General features: G+C 71.5%; 14 protein-coding genes and 1 pseudogene. 8 read left to right on the forward strand and 7 right to left on the reverse strand.

Translation table 11 applies throughout. The annotated features are described in order from the left end of the window. The first annotated feature begins 1 nt into the window (after window position 1). Both DLJ53_RS00870 and nth read left to right on the forward strand, forming a co-directional pair. Entirely contained in the window at window positions 2-1,198 is a 1,197-nt protein-coding gene (locus tag DLJ53_RS00870) for an ABC transporter substrate-binding protein (RefSeq protein WP_111341526.1), read from the forward strand. Beyond that, on the forward strand, window positions 1,195-2,346 hold the full coding sequence (gene nth, locus DLJ53_RS00875) for an endonuclease III (protein WP_425320948.1): 1,152 nt from the start codon (window positions 1,195-1,197) through the stop codon (window positions 2,344-2,346). Before DLJ53_RS00870 ends, nth begins: the two co-directional genes overlap by 4 nt. Window positions 2,347-2,380: 34 nt before the next feature. Here nth and DLJ53_RS00880 read toward each other — a convergent pair whose 3' ends face one another. Then, window positions 2,381-3,355, reverse strand: coding sequence for a CorA family divalent cation transporter (locus DLJ53_RS00880; protein ID WP_162408749.1), 975 nt, complete (start codon window positions 3,353-3,355; stop codon window positions 2,381-2,383). Window positions 3,356-3,529: 174 nt separating this feature from the next. Here DLJ53_RS00880 and otsB point away from each other — a divergent pair, with 174 nt between their 5' ends. From otsB to DLJ53_RS00900, 4 genes are all read left to right on the forward strand, one after another. Continuing rightward, window positions 3,530-4,255 carry a trehalose-phosphatase gene (gene otsB, locus DLJ53_RS00885; RefSeq protein ID WP_111343922.1) on the forward strand — a complete coding sequence of 242 codons (726 nt, stop codon included), beginning with the start codon at window positions 3,530-3,532 and terminating at the stop codon, window positions 4,253-4,255. After that, on the forward strand, window positions 4,252-6,027 hold the full coding sequence (locus DLJ53_RS00890; RefSeq protein ID WP_211100528.1) for a glycoside hydrolase family 15 protein: 1,776 nt from the start codon (window positions 4,252-4,254) through the stop codon (window positions 6,025-6,027). The genes otsB and DLJ53_RS00890 overlap by 4 nt, the downstream gene beginning before the upstream one ends. Window positions 6,028-6,347: 320 nt before the next feature. After that, a complete protein-coding gene (locus DLJ53_RS00895) occupies window positions 6,348-7,751 on the forward strand; it encodes an alpha,alpha-trehalose-phosphate synthase (UDP-forming) (protein WP_111341530.1) in 1,404 nt (467 codons plus the stop codon). A 153-nt stretch (window positions 7,752-7,904) separates the two neighbouring features. Beyond that, window positions 7,905-9,410 (forward strand): phospholipase D-like domain-containing protein, encoded by a 1,506-nt coding sequence (locus DLJ53_RS00900; protein ID WP_111341532.1) that lies wholly within the window; start codon window positions 7,905-7,907, stop codon window positions 9,408-9,410. 681 nt (window positions 9,411-10,091) lie between these two features. On the opposite strand, the pseudogene DLJ53_RS36750 reads toward DLJ53_RS00900, so the two are convergent. Then, window positions 10,092-10,844 (reverse strand): annotated as a pseudogene (locus DLJ53_RS36750) (c-type cytochrome); the annotation flags it as partial. 560 nt (window positions 10,845-11,404) lie between these two features. On the opposite strand from DLJ53_RS36750, the gene DLJ53_RS00910 reads away from it, so the two are divergent. Further along, window positions 11,405-12,304 (forward strand): prephenate dehydratase, encoded by a 900-nt coding sequence (locus DLJ53_RS00910; RefSeq protein WP_111341534.1) that lies wholly within the window; start codon window positions 11,405-11,407, stop codon window positions 12,302-12,304. Between the two features lie 39 nt (window positions 12,305-12,343). Here the strand turns inward: DLJ53_RS00910 and nudC are convergent, their stop codons facing one another. The 4 genes from nudC to hemC form a co-directional block, all read right to left on the reverse strand. Then, window positions 12,344-13,267 carry an NAD(+) diphosphatase gene (gene nudC, locus DLJ53_RS00915; protein WP_111341536.1) on the reverse strand — a complete coding sequence of 308 codons (924 nt, stop codon included), beginning with the start codon at window positions 13,265-13,267 and terminating at the stop codon, window positions 12,344-12,346. A gap of 71 nt (window positions 13,268-13,338) precedes the next feature. Next, entirely contained in the window at window positions 13,339-14,832 is a 1,494-nt protein-coding gene (locus DLJ53_RS00920; protein WP_111341538.1) for a heme biosynthesis HemY N-terminal domain-containing protein, read from the reverse strand. After that, the gene (locus DLJ53_RS00925; RefSeq protein ID WP_162408751.1) at window positions 14,829-15,515 is read right to left on the reverse strand and encodes a uroporphyrinogen-III synthase; all 687 of its coding nucleotides are present in this window, start codon (window positions 15,513-15,515) and stop codon (window positions 14,829-14,831) included. The genes DLJ53_RS00920 and DLJ53_RS00925 overlap by 4 nt, the downstream gene beginning before the upstream one ends. Window positions 15,516-15,531: 16 nt before the next feature. Next, window positions 15,532-16,461, reverse strand: a complete 930-nt coding sequence (gene hemC / locus DLJ53_RS00930; protein ID WP_111341542.1) for a hydroxymethylbilane synthase — start codon at window positions 16,459-16,461, stop codon at window positions 15,532-15,534. On the opposite strand from hemC, the gene tsaD reads away from it, so the two are divergent. Then, the gene (tsaD, locus tag DLJ53_RS00935) at window positions 16,460-17,566 is read left to right on the forward strand and encodes a tRNA (adenosine(37)-N6)-threonylcarbamoyltransferase complex transferase subunit TsaD (protein WP_111341544.1); all 1,107 of its coding nucleotides are present in this window, start codon (window positions 16,460-16,462) and stop codon (window positions 17,564-17,566) included. The genes hemC and tsaD overlap by 2 nt on opposite strands. 344 nt (window positions 17,567-17,910) lie before the next feature. On the opposite strand, the gene tesB is transcribed toward tsaD, so the two are convergent. Beyond that, on the reverse strand, window positions 17,911-18,771 hold the full coding sequence (tesB, locus tag DLJ53_RS00940) for an acyl-CoA thioesterase II (RefSeq protein WP_111341546.1): 861 nt from the start codon (window positions 18,769-18,771) through the stop codon (window positions 17,911-17,913). Between the last annotated feature and the right edge of the window lie 34 nt (window positions 18,772-18,805).

The following is an 18,805-nucleotide window of genomic DNA, read 5'->3' on the forward strand; positions in this document are numbered from 1 at the left end:
GATGCGACACGCCCTCGCCGCCGTGCTCGCGGCCGGCCTCATCGCAACGCCCGCCGCCGCCCAGAACCCGGAGCCGCTCGACGTCGCCGACTGGAGCGCCGTCGAGGCCGCCGCCGAAGGCCAGAGCGTCGACTGGTATGCCTGGGGCGGCGAGACGCACATCAACGACTACATCGCCTGGGTCGGTGACGAGGTGGCCGCGCGCTACGGCGTCACGCTGAACCAGGTGAAGCTCGCGGACACGGCCGAGGCGGTCGCCCGGGTGCTGGCCGAGAAGACCGCCGGCGAGACCGCAGACGGCGCCGTCGACCTCGTCTGGATCAACGGCGAGAACTTCGCCGCGATGCAGCAGAACGGCCTCCTGCGGGACGACGGCTGGGCCGAGAAGCTCCCCAACCGCGCCCTCGTCGACATGGACCGCTACGGCGCGGCCATCGCCAGCGACTTCGGCCTCGCCGTGAAGGGCCAGGAGAGCCCGTGGGGCCGCGCGCAGCTCGTCATGATCTACGACGCCGCCCGCACCGCGGAGCCGCCCCGCTCGCTGGACGAGCTCGTCGCGTTCATCGAAGCCCACCCGGGCCGCTTCACCTATCCGCAGCCGCCGAACTTCACCGGCACGACATTCCTGAAGCAGCTCCTCCTCGACGTCGTGCCCGACCGCAGCGTCCTCTACGCCCCCGCAGGCGAGGACGCGGACAGGCTGGTGCGCGACACGCTGATCCCGGTCCTGCAGCGCATCCACCCCGGTCTGTGGCGCTCGGGCGAGGCATTCCCGACCGGGGTCGCCGAGCTGCGCCGCCTCTATGCCGACGGCGAGATCCTGCTCGCGCTGACCGGCAATCCGTCGGACGCCGTCGCGGGCGTCAACGACGGGCTGCTCCCGCCCGAGAGCCGGGTCGTGGCGTTCTCCGGCGGGACCGTCGGCAACGTGCACTTCGTCGCCATCCCGGCGAATGCCGGCGACCAGGCCGGCGCGCTGGTGGTCGCCAACTTCCTGCTGTCGCCGGAGGCGCAGGCGCGCAAGGCCGACCCCGCCTACTGGGGCGACCCGAGCGTGCTCGCCATCGACCGCCTCCCGCCCGACCAGCGGGCCCTCTTCAACGACGAGATCGCGGTCGACGCCCCGACAATCGCCGAACCGCATGTGACGTGGACCGCCGTCATCGAGCGCGTCTGGGACGAGACCTTCCTGAAATGACCGAGAAGACCCCGAAGACCCCCGCCAAAGGCGCCGCGAAGACGCCGAAGCCCGACCCGGCCAAGGCCGCGACCGGTGGCAAGACCGCCGCGAAGGCCGCCGGGACGCCTGCCGCGAGGACCAAGGCGGGCATGCAGAAGGCCGCCGGCAAGGCCGTCTCGCCCGCAAAGGCGGCGACGAAAGCCGCCGCGGCGACGTCGGCCGCCCCTTCGCCCCCGAGCCGCAAGGCGAAGGCGAAGAGCGTCGTGGCGGCCGAAAGCGGCCATCCCCCCGGCGGTACCCCCGGCGAACCGGCGGGCAAGGCGACCGCCGCGGGGAAGACGGGAAAGGGAGCGGCGAAGGCTGGATCGGCGAAAGCCGGCGCGGCCAAGGCCGCCGCCGCGAGCGGCGCCGCGAAGGCCCCGGCGAAGCGCACCGCAGCGTCCGCGGCAAAGCCGGCGAAAGCCGCGGGGACGAAGGCGAAGGCGGCGCCCAAGGGCAAGAAGGCACTGCCCAAGAGCAGCTACACCCGCGCGGAGGCCGACCAGCTCTTCCAGCGCCTCGCCGACGCGCTGCCCGAGCCGCAGACGGAGCTGGAGTACACAAACCCCTACACCCTCCTCGTCGCCGTCGCGCTCTCCGCGCAGGCGACCGACGTCGGCGTCAACCGGGCGACCCGGGCGCTGTTCGCCGTCGCCGACACGCCGCAGAAGATGGTCGACCTCGGCGAGGAGAAGCTGCGCGACTACATCAAGACGATCGGCCTCTTCAACACGAAGGCCAAGAACGTGATGGCCCTCTCGCGCACGCTGGTGGAGACCTACGGCGGCGAGGTCCCGCAGGACCGCACGGCGCTGCAGTCCCTCCCGGGCGTCGGCCGCAAGACCGCAAACGTCGTGCTGAACGTCGCATTCGGCGAGCCGACCATCGCCGTCGACACGCACATCTTCCGCGTCGCCAACCGCCTCGGCCTCGCGCCCGGCAAGACGCCGGACGACGTGGAGAAGGCGCTCGAGGCGATCGTACCGGAGCGCTTCCTTCGCGGCGCACACCACTGGCTGATCCTGCACGGCCGGCACGTGTGCAAGGCGCGGCGCCCGCTGTGCGAGGCCTGCGTGATCTACGAGCTCTGCAAGGCGCCGGACCGCCGCCCCCTGCCGCACGCCTGACGGGCCGGGCGGGCCGCGGCACCGCCGGGCCGGACTACAGCATCCGCGCCCGGCGCAGCGCGACGAGCATCCCGACGGCGACGAGGATCATCAGCACCGCGAAGACCCAGAACCCGAGGCTGGAGTGCGCGCCCGGGATTCCGCCCATGTTGATCCCCATCAGCCCGGTCATGAACCCCAGCGGCAGGAAGATCGCCGAAATCACCGACAGGACGTAGAGGTTCCGGTTGAGGAGCTCGGCCTGGGCGCTCCCGAGCTCGTCGCGGATCGTCTGCAGCCGCTCCCGCTGGGCGGCGAGGAGCTCGGACACGCGCGTCAGCTGGTCGTGCTGCTCGAGGATCGACGTGCTGCCGGTCTCGTCGAGCAGCGGCTCGCCGGCGTGGGCGATCGCGCGCACCGCCTCCCGCTGCGGCGGGATGTAACGCCACAGCTCGGTCAGAGCGAGACGCTGCGCGGCGACAGAGCGGCGGATCTCCTCGCGCGGATTGGTGATCGTCTCGGTCTCCAGCTCGTCGACCCGGTCCTCCAGCGCCGCCGCGTGCTTCTCGATGCGGTCGGTCACCTCCTCGACGATCCTCGACAGGAGGCCGACGGGCGTGCGCGGTCCCGCGCCGGAGCGCACCAGCTTGGCGACATGGGAGATCGACTGCACCCCCGCGCTCGACAGCGACACGATCCGGTGCTCGTCGAGCCAGATGCGCACCGGCACCATGTCCTCGGGGTCTTCGTTTTCCCTGAAGTTGATGACCCGCAGGATGACCATCAGCCCCGACCCGGTCCAGAGCGCGCGCGGCCGCGTCTCCGGCTCCAGAAGCGCCTCGCGCACGGGTGCGCCGAGATAGGAGAGGTGCTCCTTGATCCACTCGTTGGTGTCCGGGTGGTCGGCGGAGAGGTGGAGCCATACCGGCGCCTCGCCGGAGACCAGCGCGGCGACGTCCTCCTCGTCGTCGATTCCCTTGCCGCAGAGTTCCCCCGACAGGTGCAAGGCAAAGCGGATATGACTGTCCATGCAGGGTCCTTCGATCGTCGCACTCGCACGTCCGGGCCACAGATGCGCTAAGCGCATAGCGAGCATTTCCGGGCGCCACTAACGCTTTTCGACAGTTGCCCCTCATCCCGTGAAGGTTCATGGTGCAGCGCGGCGGCCATAGGGGTCGTCTATCAAGCCGTTGAGCCGCATTTGATGACCCCACCCGTGCCGGAACGTCCGGCGCTGTTCCTCGACTTCGACGGAACGCTCGTCGAGATCGCCGATCGTCCCGACGGAGTCGTGGTTGCGCCGACCCTCCACTTCCTCATCGAACGCTGCGTGACGCGCACCTCCGGCGCGGTCGCCGTCGTCTCCGGCCGCAGGATCGAGGACATCGACGGCTTCCTCGGCATCCCCATCGCCGCCGCCGGCATGCATGGACTGGAACACCGCGCCGCCCCCGGCGACGAGATCCACTATCAGCCCGCCCCGCCCGAGATGGACCGGCTGCGAACGCGCATCGCCGCGTTCCCGTTCCTGGGCGACGGCGTCTCCATGGAGGACAAGGGCGCGGGACTTGCAGTGCACTACCGCGCCAATCCCGCGCGCGAGCGGGACGTCATCCGAGCCATGGAGGAGGCCATCGCCGATCTCGACACGCTGCACCTCATCTGCGGAAAAATGGTCGTCGAGGCCAAGCGCCGCGGGTTCGACAAGGGCGCGGCGGTCAACTCGTTCATGCAGCGGCCGCCGTTCCAGGGCCGCACGCCGATTTTCATTGGAGACGATGTGACGGACGAAGACGGTATTCGTGCCGCCAACGCGGGCGGCGGATTCGGCATCAAGGTCGGCGACGGCAAGACCGACGCCCCTTACCGCCTCCCCGACGTGGAGGCCGTCCACGCCTGGCTCGCCCAGCTCGCCGGAGTGCCTGCGTGAGCACGCTGGCGCTGGGGATGATCGGCAACTGCTCCGTGCAGGCGCTGGTCGACGACGAGGCCAACATCGTCTGGTGGTGCCTGCCGCGACCCGACGGCGACCCGGTCTTCCACTCGCTGCTCGGCACCAACGGCAGGCCCGGTGACGGCCAGTACTCGATCCACATCGAGGACTACAGCCACTCCAAGCAGTGGTACATCGAGAACACCGCGATCCTGCGCACCCAGCTCATCGCGACGGACGGCTCGACGGTCGAGATCGACGACTTCTGCCCCCGCTTCGCCTCGCGCGGGCGCACGTTCCGCCCGGCGCAGATCGTCCGACGCATGCGCCCGGTCAGCGGCCGGCCGCGGGTCAAGATCGTGCTGCGGCCCCGCTTCCACTGGGGCAAGGAGCGGCCGCAGATCACGTCCGGCTCCAACCACGTGCGGTTCGTCGGCGAGGGCATCGCCATGCGCCTCACCACCGACGCACCGATCACCTACATCCGCGACGAGACCTTCTTCGTCCTCGAGCGCGAGCTCACCCTCTTCCTCGGCCCGGACGAGTCGCTGACGGCGAGCCCCTCGTCCATCGGCCGCGAGTTCCAGGAGCAGACCGCGTCCTACTGGAAGAACTGGACGCTGCGCCTCGCCCTGCCGCTCGAGTGGCAGGAGGCGGTGATCCGCGCCGCCATCACGCTGAAGCTCTGCACGTTCGAGGAGACCGGCGCCATCGTCGCCGCCGCCACCACCTCGATCCCGGAGCATTCCGGCTCGCAGCGCAACTGGGACTACCGCTACTGCTGGCTGCGGGACGCCTTCTTTGTCGTGCGCGCCCTCAACGCGCTCTCCGACATGCAGACGCTGGAGAACTATCTCGCCTGGATCCGCGACGTGATCGCGCTCACCAAGGGCGACCACATCCAGCCGGTGTTCGGCATCGGCCTCGAGCAGGCGCTGGTCGAGCGGTTCGAGGAGCTTCCCGGCTACCGCGACATGGGCCCGGTGCGCGTCGGCAACCAAGCCTACGAGCACTATCAGCACGACGTCTACGGCAACATCGTGCTGGCCGCCGCGCAGGCCTTCTTCGACAAGCGCCTGATGCGTCAGGGCACGATGGAGGACTTCCGCCATCTCGAGGTGATCGGCGACCGTGCCTACATGCTCCACAACGAGCCGGACGCCGGCATCTGGGAGCTGCGCACCCGCGCCCGCGTCCACACCTCGTCGTCGCTGATGTGCTGGGCCGCGCTCGACCGCCTCGCCAAGATCGCCAACCAGCTCGGCGTCTCGCCGAAGCACTGGCGCTCGCGCGCCGACGAGGTGCACAAGAAGATCTGCGACGAGGCGTGGAACGAGAAGGTGGGCGCCTTCGTGGAGTCCTTCGGCGGCGAGGACCTCGACGCCTCGCTCCTGCTGATGACCGAGGTGAATTTCATCGACCCGCTCGACCCGCGGTTCGTGTCGACGGTCGACCGCATCGGCGAGAAGCTGCGGCGCGGCAACCACCTCTTCCGCTACCACGCGGCGGACGACTTCGGCCGGCCGGAGACGGCGTTCAACGTCTGCACCTTCTGGTACATCGACGCGCTCGGCCGCATGGAGCGGCGCGAGGAGGCACGCGAGATCTACGAGACGATGCTCGACTGCCGCAACCACCTCGGCCTCCTGTCGGAGGACGTCGACCCCAACAGCAACGAGCTTTGGGGCAATTTCCCGCAGACCTATTCGATGGTCGGCATCATCAACGGCGCCGTCCGCCTTTCCCGTCGGTGGGACAAGGTGGTCTGATCCGGCGACCGGCGGACGACGAACCGGGAGCGCCCCGCGAGAGGGGCGCGCCCCATCGTCGCGCGCCGCAGCCAGCGCTCATCGCGCCCCGCCCCGGGGCCGCGGGACGGCCCCAAAACGCCACCGATCCGGCGCCTCCCGGGCCGATTTCCGCCCGGTGACGCCATCGTTGCGCGGTGTCTGGGCACAACCGCAAGATGCGCAATCGCGCGCCATCCGATGAACATTTGGGCTGCCCGCCGCGTCGCGGACCTTCCCTAGGGACCGCGAAAAGTGTTCTACTCGGCCCCCGTTGAAGACCGACCGAAAGGCCAGAACCCATGTCCCGCATCGTCGTCGTGTCCAACAGAGTTGGACCGCTTTCCGACACGGGACGCGCGGGCGGGCTGGCCGTGGCTCTGGTCGACGTGCTGCGTGAACGCGGCGGCCTCTGGTTCGGCTGGTCCGGCCAGATCTCCGAGGAAGGCACCTACGGTCCGTTGCGCCTTCACGAGGAAGGCAACGTCTCGACCGCCACCATCGACGTCACGCAGGCCGACTACGACGAATTCTATGCCGGGTTCGCCAACCGCGCCCTCTGGCCGACGCTCCACTACCGCCTCGACCTGACCGACTTCGACAAGCGCCTCGAGCAGGGTTACCGCCGCGTCAACGAGCGCTTCGCCCAGCGCCTCGTCCCGCTGCTGCGGCCCGACGACATCGTCTGGGTTCACGACTACCACTTCTTCTTCCTGGGCGAGGAGCTGCGCAACGCCGGGATCACCAACCCCATCGGCTTCTTCCTGCACATCCCCTTCCCGGTGCCGGAGGTGCTGACCGCGCTTCCCAACCACCGCCGCCTCGCCGAGGCGATGTCGAACTACGACCTCCTCGGCTTCCAGACCTCCGGCCACCTCCACGCGTTCGAGCGCTACCTGTTCGAGGAGGCCGACGGCACCCGCAACGACGACCACTCGATCTCCGTCTTCGGCCGCACCGTGATGGCCGATGCCTACCCCATCGGCATCGACGCCAACGCCTTCTCCAACTTCCACCAGAGCACCGAGGGCGCGGACAACTACTCGCTGATGCGACGCGAGCTCGACACGCAGAAGCAGATCGTCGGCGTCGACCGGATCGACTACTCGAAGGGACTGCCGGAGCGCTTCGAGGCGTTCGAGCGCCTCCTCGAGATGTATCCCGAGCACAAGGGCGAGGTGACGATGCTGCAGATCGCGCCGCCCTCCCGCTCGGAGGTGCGCGCCTATCTGGAGATCCAGCGCCAGCTCGAGGGACTGTCGGGCCGTATCAACGGTCGCTTCTCCGACCTCGACTGGACGCCGATCCACCTTATCAGCCGCTCCTTCCCCCGCCGTTCCCTCGCCGGCATCTACCGCGCCTCGGCGGTCGGTCTGGTGACGCCGCTGCGCGACGGGATGAACCTCGTCGCCAAGGAGTACGTGGCGGCGCAGGACCCGAGCGATCCCGGCGTCCTTGTCCTCTCCCGCTTCGCCGGCGCGGCGGAGGAGATGCGCGAGGCGATCATCGTCAACCCGTACTCCATCGACGAGCTGGCGGAGGGTCTCCGGCAGGCGATCCAGATGACGCGGGACGAGCGGATCGACCGCTGGAACGCCCTCAACGAAAAAGTGACCACCAACACCGCCTCGGCGTGGTCACGGCGCTTCCTGGACGACCTGACGTCGATCAACAGCCCCCTGCTCGCCGAAACCTCGCGGGCCTGACCGGACGGCGCGCGTTCCGGCGCACGAGGCGCAGCCGCCGCCCGCAGCCGCGGAGGGTTCCACGCGGCCACGGCAGTCCAGCCTCCCACCGGCCGGGCATTCCCTCGCCCGCGCCCGGCCCTATCCTATGGCCGGCATGTATAGCCGACCACGATGACCGATCCGATCCTCATCCCCGATGAAACCTGCTGGGCGGTCGAAGAGGCGGAGCGCTTCTCCGTCATCGTCGACGCCGCCGACTACTACCGCTTCGCCAAGCAGGCGATGCTGAAGGCCCGCCACCGCGTCTTCCTGATCGGCTGGGACTTCGACGCGCGCATCAAGCTGGAGCCGGAGGAGGTGACCCTCGAGGGTCCCAACCGGGTCGGCCGGTTCATGGAGTGGCTCGCCCAGTCGCGCCCCGACCTCGACGTGCGGATCCTCAAGTGGGACATCGGCGTGCTGCGGTCCCTCGGCCGCGGCGAGACCCCGGCCTTCATCCTCCACTGGCTGATGCCCAAGGGGATCGACTTCCGCCTCGACAGCGCCCACCCGACGACCTCGGCGCACCACATGAAGATCCTCATCGTCGACGACGCGCTCGCCTTCTGCGGCGGGATCGACATGACGATGGGCCGCTGGGACACCCGCACCCACGAGGAGCGCCGCCCCGGCCGCCGCTCGCCGCGCGGCAAGCCGATGCCGCCGTGGCACGACGTCACCACCTGCGTGACCGGCGACGCCGCGCGCGGCCTCGCCCGGCTGGCGGCGCTGCGCTGGTACTGGGCGACCGGCGAGGAGCTCGACCCGGTGCCGGAGGGCGAGCCGCACTGGCCGGACGGCCTCGTGGCGGACTTCGAGGGCGTGCCGCTCGGCATCGCCCGCACGCTGCCGCGCTACGAGGAGCGCGAGCACGTCAACGAGATCCTCGGCGCCACCTACGCGGTCATCCGCTCGGCCGAGCGCTTCCTCTACATCGAGAGCCAATACCTCGCGTCGCGGCGGATCTGCGAGGTGCTGATGGAACGCCTCGCCGAGCCCGACGGCCCGGAGATCGTCGTCATCAACCCGGACACCGCCGACGGCTGGCTCGAGGCGAAGGCGATGGACACGGCGCGGGTCCGCATGATCCGCATGCTGCGCGAGGCGGACATCCACAACCGCTTCCGCATCTACTACCCCGTGAACGCGTCCGGGACGCCCATCTACGTCCACGCCAAGATCATGTTCGCGGACGACCGGGCGCTGAAGGTCGGCTCGGCCAACATCAACAACCGGTCGATGGGCTACGACTCGGAGTGCGACCTCGTGATCGACGCCGAGCATCACCCCGAACGACGCGCCTCGGTGGTGCGGGTGCGCGACGGGCTTCTGGCGGAGCATCTCGGCTGCAGCCCGGCCGAGGTGGCGGACGCGCTGGAACGCTCCGGCGGCTCGCTGATGGGCGCGATCGACGAGCTGAACCGGCCCGACCGCAAGCATCTGGTGCCGCTGCGGGCGCGCGAGCTGACGCTGGCGGAGGAACTCTTCGCGGAGTCGGACGCTGCGGACCCGATCCGTCCCGTCGGCATCCGGCGGATCGTGTACAGCCTGATGCGCCGCGCGCCGGTCCGGCAGATCCGCCAGTTCCGTCGCCGCCGCATCGAGGCGCGCAACGCCAGGACGCGGACGATCGAGTAACGCGCCCCGCGCCGCCGCCCTGATCGAAGCGACCAGTCGATCGGGCCCGGCCGCCCCCTGCGACGACATCGGCGAAGCGCCGGCTCACGGGCCGGCGAGCGCATCGATCGATCCGCCCGGTGCTGGCGTGGCGCGGCAAGGCCCGTCGCGGACCGCCGCGCGGCGCCGACGGGGACCGCGCACCGTCGGCTGGGGCGCGGGGATCCGAGGTGGGCCGGCGAGGGATGCCTCGCCGGCAACCGCCGCTTACTGGGCGGCGCGGCTCGGGTTGACGATCTCGACGCGAGCGGGCTCGGCGTCGGTCACCGTCACGTGCGACTCCTCGGCGGCGGGCGCCGCCTCGGTGGTGGCCGGAGCCGCCTCAGCGGCCGGAGCCGCCTCGGTGGCGAGGGAGGCCGTCTGCTTCTCCTCGGCGGGGGCCGGCGCCGCGGTCTCGGCCGCGGCGGTGTCGGTCGTCGCCGGCTCGGTCGCGCTGTTGTCGGTGCGCTTCTCGTCGCCGGCCGGCTCCTCGGTCTGCGCGGGCTGCTCGGCTGGCGCAGGCTCCTCGGTCGCGGCCGGGGTCTCGGTCTCGGCCGGCGCGCTCTCGGACGGCGCCTCGGCTGCGGGCGTCTCGCCCTCGGCCGGAGCGGCTTCGCTCTGCGCCGGCGCCGCGGCGGCCGGAGCCTCCCCGGAGGTCTCGGTCGCAGCCGGCTCCTCGGCGGGAGCGGCGCTCTCCCCGGCCGGGGCCGCTTCGCCACCCTCGGCCGGCGCGGCGGCGGCATCACCGCCCTCGGCCGGAGCCGCTTCGCCGCCCTCGGCGGGTGCGGCGGCGGCATCACCGCCCTCGGCCGGGGCCGCTTCGCCACCCTCGGCAGGCGCGGCGGCGGCATCGCCGCCCTCGGCGGAAGCCTCCTCGGCGGGCGGCGCGGGGAAGTCCGGCGCGTCCGGCGACTGCGACTTCAGGTACGCCAGGACGTTGGCCCGGTCTTCCGGCTTGCGCAGGCCCGCGAAGCTCATGATCGTGCCCGGGACGGCGTCACGCGGGCCGGCGATGAAGTGGTCCAGCTTCTCGTAGGTCCACGGCTCGCCTGCGCCGTATTCCTTCAGCGCGCCGGAGTAGCTGAAGCCCTCGTGCGAGGCGATCACGCGGCCCACGACGCCGTGCAGGTTCGGGCCGATGCCGTTGGCACCGCCGTCGTCGAACGTGTGGCAGGACTGGCACTGGCGGGCGACCTTGGCGCCGGCGTCCACATCCGCGCTGGCGAGGAGCACCGCGAGCGGCACCTCCTCCTTGGCTTCGCCTGCACCGCTGCTCTCTTCGATGGCGATCTCGTAGCCGGGCTTTTCCGGCGCCTCTTCGTCGAAGATGATTTCGGACAGCACGCTGAGGCCCATGATGAACACCAGCGCGGCGAGCAAAGCGCCGATGTATTTGTTCAGTTCGAAAGAGTTCATTCGCGTTCCAGACCTTTGCTCGTTCGCCGCCTACTCATCATGCCGTTTCCCCGCTTCGTGCGCTCTCAGACCGTTCGTGACGCCCCGCCACGACGGTATGTAGAATCGGTCGAAGTCGCGCCAGCTATAGAGCGACCCGCACGCTGTATCAAATCGAAGGGGTTCCCGCATAGGTTGCTGCGGGGATCGCGACCGAAATGCCGCAAATTCGGGCATTCCGACCAATGAAAACAGGATACCTCACGCATCAGGCGAGCCGTATCGAGCACAAAACGCCTTCCCGACGGCAGCCTTGAATTGCAATCGGCGCCGAGCATAGTAACCGTTCCGCAACAATTCGACGCCGTTGGTTCATCGAACCCTCGTTGGATTCGCTCAAAGGTACCTTTACCGAGGCCGAATGTCAGACTGAAAACGGACTTCCGCCTTGACCTGGGTCCGATCGTCGGCAATCGAGCGACGGTCGGATGCAGGCTTCGGGCCGCCTGGACGCAACGCGTTGAGGGGCCGCGGATCTGCACCGGCGTTTCAATGCCCAAAGCCGCACTGGCCCACCACCGATGACCGAGACAAACACTGTCGTCTACCAGGGAGAACCTGGCGCCAACTCGCACATCGCGGCCCGCGATATGTTTCCGCAGATGGAGGCGGTGGCGATGCCGACCTTCGAGGACTGCTTCGCCGCCGTCGAGAGCGGAGCCGCCCGCTACGCCATGATCCCGATCGAGAACTCGACCGCGGGACGCGTCGCCGACATCCACTCCCTCCTGCCGGACTCGAAGGTGCATTTCGTCGGCGAGTACTTTCTGCCGATCCGGCACCAGCTGATGGTGCTGCCGGGGGCCGACATGGCGAAGGTCAACCGGGTGTACAGCCACGTCCAGGCGCTCGGCCAGTGCCGCAGCACCCTGCGCCGTCTCGGCCTCACGCCCGTGGTGGCGGCCGACACGGCCGGTTCGGCGCGTCAGGTCGCCGCAGACAAGGACCCGACCGCCGCCGCCATCGCCTCCCGCCTCGCCGCCGAGATCTACGGCCTCGACATTGTTCACAGCGACGTCGAGGACGAGGCGCACAACACCACCCGCTTCGTCGTGATGTCGGCCGAGCCGGAGCCGGCCCGCCGCGACGGTCCGGTGATGACCTCGTTCCTGTTCCGCGTACGCAACGTGCCCGCCGCGCTCTACAAGGCGCTCGGCGGCTTCGCGACGAACAGCGTCAACATGGTCAAGCTGGAGAGCTACCAGACCGGCGGGCAGTTCTTCGTGTCGATGTTCTACGCCGACATCGAGGGACACCCCGAGGACGAGCCGGTCGCGCTGGCGCTCGAGGAGCTGGAGTTCTTCTCCGCCAACGTGCGCATCCTCGGCACCTACGCCGCGTCGCCGTTCCGGGAGTCGATCCGCGAGCCGGCGGAGAACCGCTCGCTGCGCCCCGGCAAGGCCGTCGCCCCGGGCGAATAGGGACCAGGGTCGGGGCCGCGAGGCCCCGCCTCCCCGCCCTCAGCGTCCGTTCACGAGCACCTCGGAGCCGCGCTCGGCGTAGGTCTTGATGAGATAGTGGGCGATCGAATAGGCGCCCGGCACCGCGAGCGGCGGGTTGCGCCCCTCCAGCATGGAAGGGAGGTCCTTCCGGTCGAACCAGCGCACGTCCTCGAGCTCCTTGTCGCGCGGGTCGATCTCGAACGACGTCGCCTCGGCGAAGCAGCCGATCATCAGGTTGGCAGGGAAGGGCCAGGGCTGGCTCGCGTGGTAGACGACGCGCCCCGTGGCGACGCCCGCCTCCTCCCAGATCTCGCGCCGGACGGCCGCCTCGATCGTCTCGCCCGGCTCCATGAAGCCGGCGAGGCTCGAATAGAACGACATGTTGGCGCGGCGGCCGAGGACGCAGCGCTCCCCGTCGATCGCCAGCATGATGACGACCGGGTCGGTGCGGGGGAAATGCTGCGCGCCGCAGTTGGGGCATTCGCGCCGGTAGCCGGCCTCGCCAAGGGTCGTGCGGTGGCCGCAGCGGCCGCAGAACTCGTGCGTGCGGTGCCAGACGAGGAGCGCGGAAGCCTGCGCCGCGGGGCCGAGCAGGTCGAGCGGCAGCTCCGCCTCCAGCGCGACGCTACGCAGGCTCTTCGTCTCCAGCCCGTCGGCCTCCGGGATCGACGCGCCGAAGAGCGGGCCGTCCTCGCTCTGGCCGAGGAAGGTCGTCGTCGCCCAGTCGGCGCCGAGCGCCTCCGCCTCCGACTTGCTGAAGAGGAAGCCGCCGTCCTTCGTCACGATCTGCGCGCCGGCGTAGAGGAAGGCGCGCGCCTGCGGGTCGCGGCGGAGGGAGCTGAGGAGCAGGGCGTCGTCGCGCCGCTCGCTCATGCGGTCGAGCCGGTTCACGCCGAACGCCATCTGCGCGGATACATCGACGAGGGGATAGCTGAGGGTCATAAGGTCTCGGGTGTTGATGATCGGATGCAATACGGCAGGCGCGCCGGGAAAGACGGAAGCCCGGACCGGCGTCAGGACGGCGATGGGGAGGCCGCCCGGGGAACGCTGGCGCGGGGGCCGGCGAGCGTGTCGCGGCTCTCAGCGCCCGGCCTCTCGCGCTCCGGCGGCGGCGGCGCGGCGGCGGCAGGGACGGTGCCCGGCGTCTCCGCGGGCGGGGCGATCGCCGCCGGCTCCGGCGCCGGAGGCAGCACCCGCGTCAGCGCCGTGAGGTCGATCGACGGGCCGGCGGGCGTGTCCGCCCCGTCCGGAAGGCGCCAGGCGAAGGCGTCGAGCGTGCCGGTCACCGGGCTGATCGCGTCCCACTCCTCGTAGGCGACGCCGTCGGCGACCCAGGCCGGGTCGCGCGGCGCCCGCACGGCGCGGGCGAGCCACTCGCGCACGGTGCCCTCGCTGCCGTCAGCCGCCTCGATCTCGGCCATCGCGACGCACACCCGCTGAGGCGGGCGCTCGCTCAGGAACGGCGCCAGCATGCGGCGGGCTTCGCCGAACTCGCGCGCGGCGAGGGCGGCGGAGGCGACGCCGAGGGCGCTCTCGATATGCTCGGGCCGGAGCGCGGCGAGGGCCTGGGCCCGCTTCAGGCGCGCCGCCGCCCCTCGCGCGTCGCCGATGGCGAGCGCCGCCGCGAATAGCTCCGGATGCGGCGCCAGCCGGTAGGTGGACTGGACCACCGCCTGGGCGCGGCGCGCGTTCTGGGGCGCGAGGACGCGGGCCGCGAGGACGGCGGCCGGGACGAGGTCCTTGGCGAGGCCGTGCGCCTCCACGGCGCGGCGCCTCGCCTCCTTGTCGCCGTCCGCCCGGCCGGCGAGCGCCGTCAGGAGCACGGCCTTGCGCCGCTTCCAGGTGGACCTGTCGACGAGCCTGTGGCGCAGTGCCTCGTCGTTGAGGCGCAGGGCCTCGGCGAAGTCGCGCTCCGCGGTGGCGGCGTGGAACGCCGCGATCGCGGCCCAGGGGATGTCCGGCGCGGCGGCGTTGGCGGCGCGGGCATGGGCGTGCTCGACGGCGGTGTCCCCGGCCCGGGCGGCCTCCATCGCGAGCCCCCGAAGCCCGACGATGAGGGTCTCCGGCTGCTGGGCCATCGCCATGAAGCGAGCCTCGGCCCCGGCACGGTCGCCGCGCATCTGCGCCGCCTGCGCGGCGAGGAGCGAGGCGAGCGGCGCGCCGGGCGCGGCACGCTCGGCCTCCTGCGCGGCGCGGGTCGCGGCGGCGAGGTCGCCGGCCGCGACGGCGAGAAACCCGTCGCCGAGTGCCTGCAGCGCCCGGCCTGTGCGGCGTTCCTCGGCGCGGCGCGCCATCCGCCGCGGCGCCGAGACCAGCATCCGGCCGATCTCGATCACCACGTAGAGGACGACGAACCCGCCCCCCAGCAGCCCCAGCGCCTCCCCGGCGGAGAGGTAGAGGGCGTGGTCCATCCACTGGACCTCGACCCGGCCGGGCCGGTCGGTGATCCAGGCTGCGCCGGCGGCCGCGACGCCGAGGACGACGATGATGGCGAGGAGGCGGATCATGGCGCACCCCGCAGGGTCTCGGTGAGCGGCAGCGCGGCGGCGAGCGCCTCCAGCATGGCCGCCTCGGTCGGCGCCGCAGCGACGGTCGCGGCGCGCCCCGGGAGCGCCTCGGCGACGTTCTGCGACATCGCGATGCAGGCCGCCGCCGACCACGGCGGCGCCATCGCGCGCTCGGCGAAGAGCCGGGCCGTGCGGGGCGAATAGAGCAGCACCCCGTCGACCGCCGCCGTCGCCGGGAGTGCGCGCGGCTCCATCGCATAGACGATCCGCCGCTCCGCCGTGCGTCCGGCGGCCGCGAGCCGCTCGACGAGGTCGCCGGTATGCTCGCGCCCCGCCATGTGCACCACGGGACCGGGCACCGCCAGCAGCCGGGCGAAGAGGTCGTCGACCGTCCCCGCCGCGTCGGCGACCGCGGTGAAGCCGGCGCGGCGCGCCTCGCCGGCCGTCGCCGTGCCGACCGCATAGACCGGGATCGCGTGGAAGCGCGGATGCGCGGCGAGGACCAGCGCGGCGGTGCGGCTCGTCAGCGCCAGCGCGCCGATGCCGTCCGCCGCGCCCGGGTCCCCGGCGGGCACGGCCTCGAGGAGCGGAGCGAGCAGCGGCGTGTAGCCACGCTCGGCGAGGCGGGTTGCAGTGCCGGAGGCCTGCGGCTCGGGCCGTGTGACGGCGACGACCAGGGTCATGGCGCCGCCCATCCCGTCACGCCACCGGCTCGAAGAAGGCTTCGCCGACCCGCGCCCTGAGGCGCCGCCCGGCGTCGTAGCCCATCTCCGCCGCCTCCCCGACGGCGGCGCGGCCGGTGATCTCCTCGACCCGCGTCCCGTCCGGCGAGGCGACGAGGCCCGTCAGCTCGATGTCCTCCCCGACGATGGTCGCGAGCCCCGCGATCGGAGTGCGGCAGGAGCCGTCGAGTGCGGCGAGGAAGCCGCGCTCGGCCTGGACGGTACGCTCGGTCGCCCGGTCGTCCATCCCGGCGCAGGCGGCGATCATGCGGTCGTCGTTGCGGCGGATCTCCACGGCGATGGCGCCCTGCGCGCAGGCCGGGAGGAAGACCGCTGGGTCGAGGATCTCCGTCGCGACCTCGGCGATGCCGAGCCGGTTGAGCCCGGCGAGCGCGAGGAGCGTTCCGTCGCACTCCCCGGCCTCGAGCTTCCTGAGGCGCGTCTGCACGTTGCCGCGCAGCACCTCGCAGCGCAGGTCCGGCCGGGCGCGCCTCACGAGGGCCTGGCGGCGCAGCGACGCGGTGCCGACGACCGACCCCGGCGCGAGGTCCGCGAGGCGCATGCCGTCGCGACCGATGAAGACGTCCCGCACGTCCTCGCGCGGCAGGAACGCGCCGAGCGTGAGGTCCGCCGGGAGGATGGTCTCGAGGTCCTTTGCGGAGTGGACGGCGCAGTCGATCCGGCCCTCGGTGAGGGCGGCCTCGATCTCCTTGGTGAAGAGGCCCTTGCCGCCGATCTCCGACAGGGGACGGTCGAGCACCTTGTCACCGGTGGTCTTGATCACCACGATCTCGCTCGTCTCGCCCAGACTTGCTAGAGCAGCGGCGACCATTTCGGCTTGTGCGACCGCGAGGAGGCTCCCGCGGGTGCCGATGCGGATGGGCGAAGAGGATTCGAGCGTGGACATGTGTGCCAAGAATAGGGGACCGGCCGGGCCGGCGGAACCCCACGTCATAGGCATTGAGACGAGTTGTGACGAATGTGCCGTCGCGATCGTGGCCGGTCGGCCCGGAAAGGCGCGGATCCTGTCCAACGTGGTCCTCAGCCAGATCGACCTCCACCAGGCCTATGGCGGCGTCGTCCCGGAGATCGCCGCCCGCGCGCACGGCGAGACGATCGACCGCGTCACCCGCGAGGCGCTGGCCGGCGCCGGGGTCGATCTCGGCGCCGTCACCCATGTCGCGGCGACCGCCGGCCCGGGCCTCCTCGGCGGCCTGCTGGTGGGCGCGACGTTCGGCCGGGCGCTGGCGGCGGCGGCCGACCGGCCGTTCGTGCCGGTGAACCACCTCGAGGCTCACGTTCTCTCGCCGCGCCTGTCGGACGGCGTCGCCTTCCCCTACTGCGTGGCGCTCCTGTCGGGCGGCCACGCGCAGTTCGTGGCGGCGCTGGAGCCCGGGGTCTACCGCCGTCTCGGCGGAACGATCGACGACGCGGCGGGCGAGGCGTTCGACAAGACGGCCAAGCTCCTCGGCCTCGGCTACCCCGGCGGCCCCGCGGTGGAGGCGGCGGCCCGCGAGGGCGACCCGAAGCGCTACGCCTTCCCGACGCCGCTGGCGCGCCGGGAGGGTTGCGACCTCTCGTTCGCGGGGCTGAAGACCGCGGTGCGGCTCGCCGCCGAGGCCGCGGCGCCGCTCACCGACCGGGACGTCGCCGACATCTGCGCCTCGTTCCAGGACGCGGTCGCCCGCCTCCTGGTGCTGAAGTCCGCCCGCGCGCTGGAGGCCTTCCGGGCCATCGCCCCCGCCCCGACCGCCCTCGTCGCGGTCGGAGGCGTCGCCGCGAACGGCACCTTGCGCGCCGCGCTCGCCGAGGTCGCGGCGAGGGACGGCCTCCCGTTCGTCGCCCCGCCCCTGTCGCTGTGCGGGGACAACGGCGCGATGATCGCCTACACGGCGATCGAGCGCGTTGCGGCGGGCCTTCCGGCGGGGGACCCGCGGGTCCGTTCGCGCTGGCCGCTCGACGCCACGGCCGCGCCGATGATCGGTGCCGGCAAGCGCGGCGCGAAGGCCTGACCCCTCGTCGCGCAGTCCCGACAAAGCAGCCTACCGCCCGCACGCCCCGAATTCACGCTTGCAGCGGCCCCTCTCGCGCCCCCGGGCAAGGCCCCAGCCTGTTTTTCGGAGCCAGCCGTCGCTGAAGCCCGGCAGGAGCCGGGACGGAGCGGCGTGCAAGGCCGGAGAGCGAAGCGTGCCTTGCGCGCCGCTCCGTCCCGGCTCAGGGCTTCATCAGCGATGGCTGGCTCCGGAAAACAGGCGACCCGCCCTGTTTTTTGGTGAAGCCCGAGCGACGCGGCGCCGACCGCAGGGCCCGGGCGCCCGGATCCCCGAGGGCGCGGACGATCCGGCGCGGCGCGGCGCTAGCGGGTCCGCCGGCGGATGAGCCCTTCCTGCGCCGTCGAGGCGACCAGTGTCCCGTCGCGGGTGAAGAAGAACCCGCGGGTGAAGCCCCGCGCGCCGGAGGTGGACGGGGCGTCGGTCGCGTAGAGGAGCCAGTCGTCGGCGCGGAAGGGCCGGTGGAACCACATCGCGTGGTCGAGGCTCGCCGACATCACCTCGTCCGACAGCACCGACTGGCCGTGCGGGAAGAGCGAGGTGTCGAGCAGTGTCATGTCCGACATGTAGGCGAGGGCGGCCTGGTGGATCAGAACGTCGTCGGGGAGCTGGTCGGTCGCGCGGATCCAGAGGTACTGCTCGGGCGGCAGCTTGTCGTGGGTGAGGTAGTGGCGGAAGTCGGTCGGGCGCATCTCGATCGGGCGCGGCCGGTTGAAGTAGCGCTTGATCTCCTCCGGGGCGCGCTCGTCGACGAGCTTGCGCAGCTCCTCCTCGGCGGGGAGCTCGTCCGGGCCCGGAACGTCCGGCATCTCGAAGGCGTACTCGTAGCCCGTCTCCTCGACCTGGTAGGACGCCAGGAGGGTGAAGATCGCCTCGCCGTGCTGGATCGCGTTGACGAGGCGCGTCGTGAACGAACGCCCGTCGCGCAGCCGCTGGACCTGGTAGATGATCGGCACGGCCGGGTCGCCCGGCCGCATGAAATAGCCGTGCAGGGAGTGGCAGTAGCGCCCCTCCACCGTGCGGTTCGCGGCGACGAGGGACTGGCCGATCACCTGACCGCCGAACACGCGCTGCCACCCGATCTGGGGACTGCGACCGCGGAACAGGTTGTGCTCCAGCGGTTCGAGGTCGAGGAGGGTCAGGAGTTCTTCGATCGCGGCGCGCATCGTATCGGGTCCGGTGCGGTGGTCTGGGGGAGCG

It is taken from the genome of Acuticoccus sediminis, from assembly GCF_003258595.1.
Lineage (GTDB): Bacteria > Pseudomonadota > Alphaproteobacteria > Rhizobiales > Amorphaceae > Acuticoccus > Acuticoccus sediminis.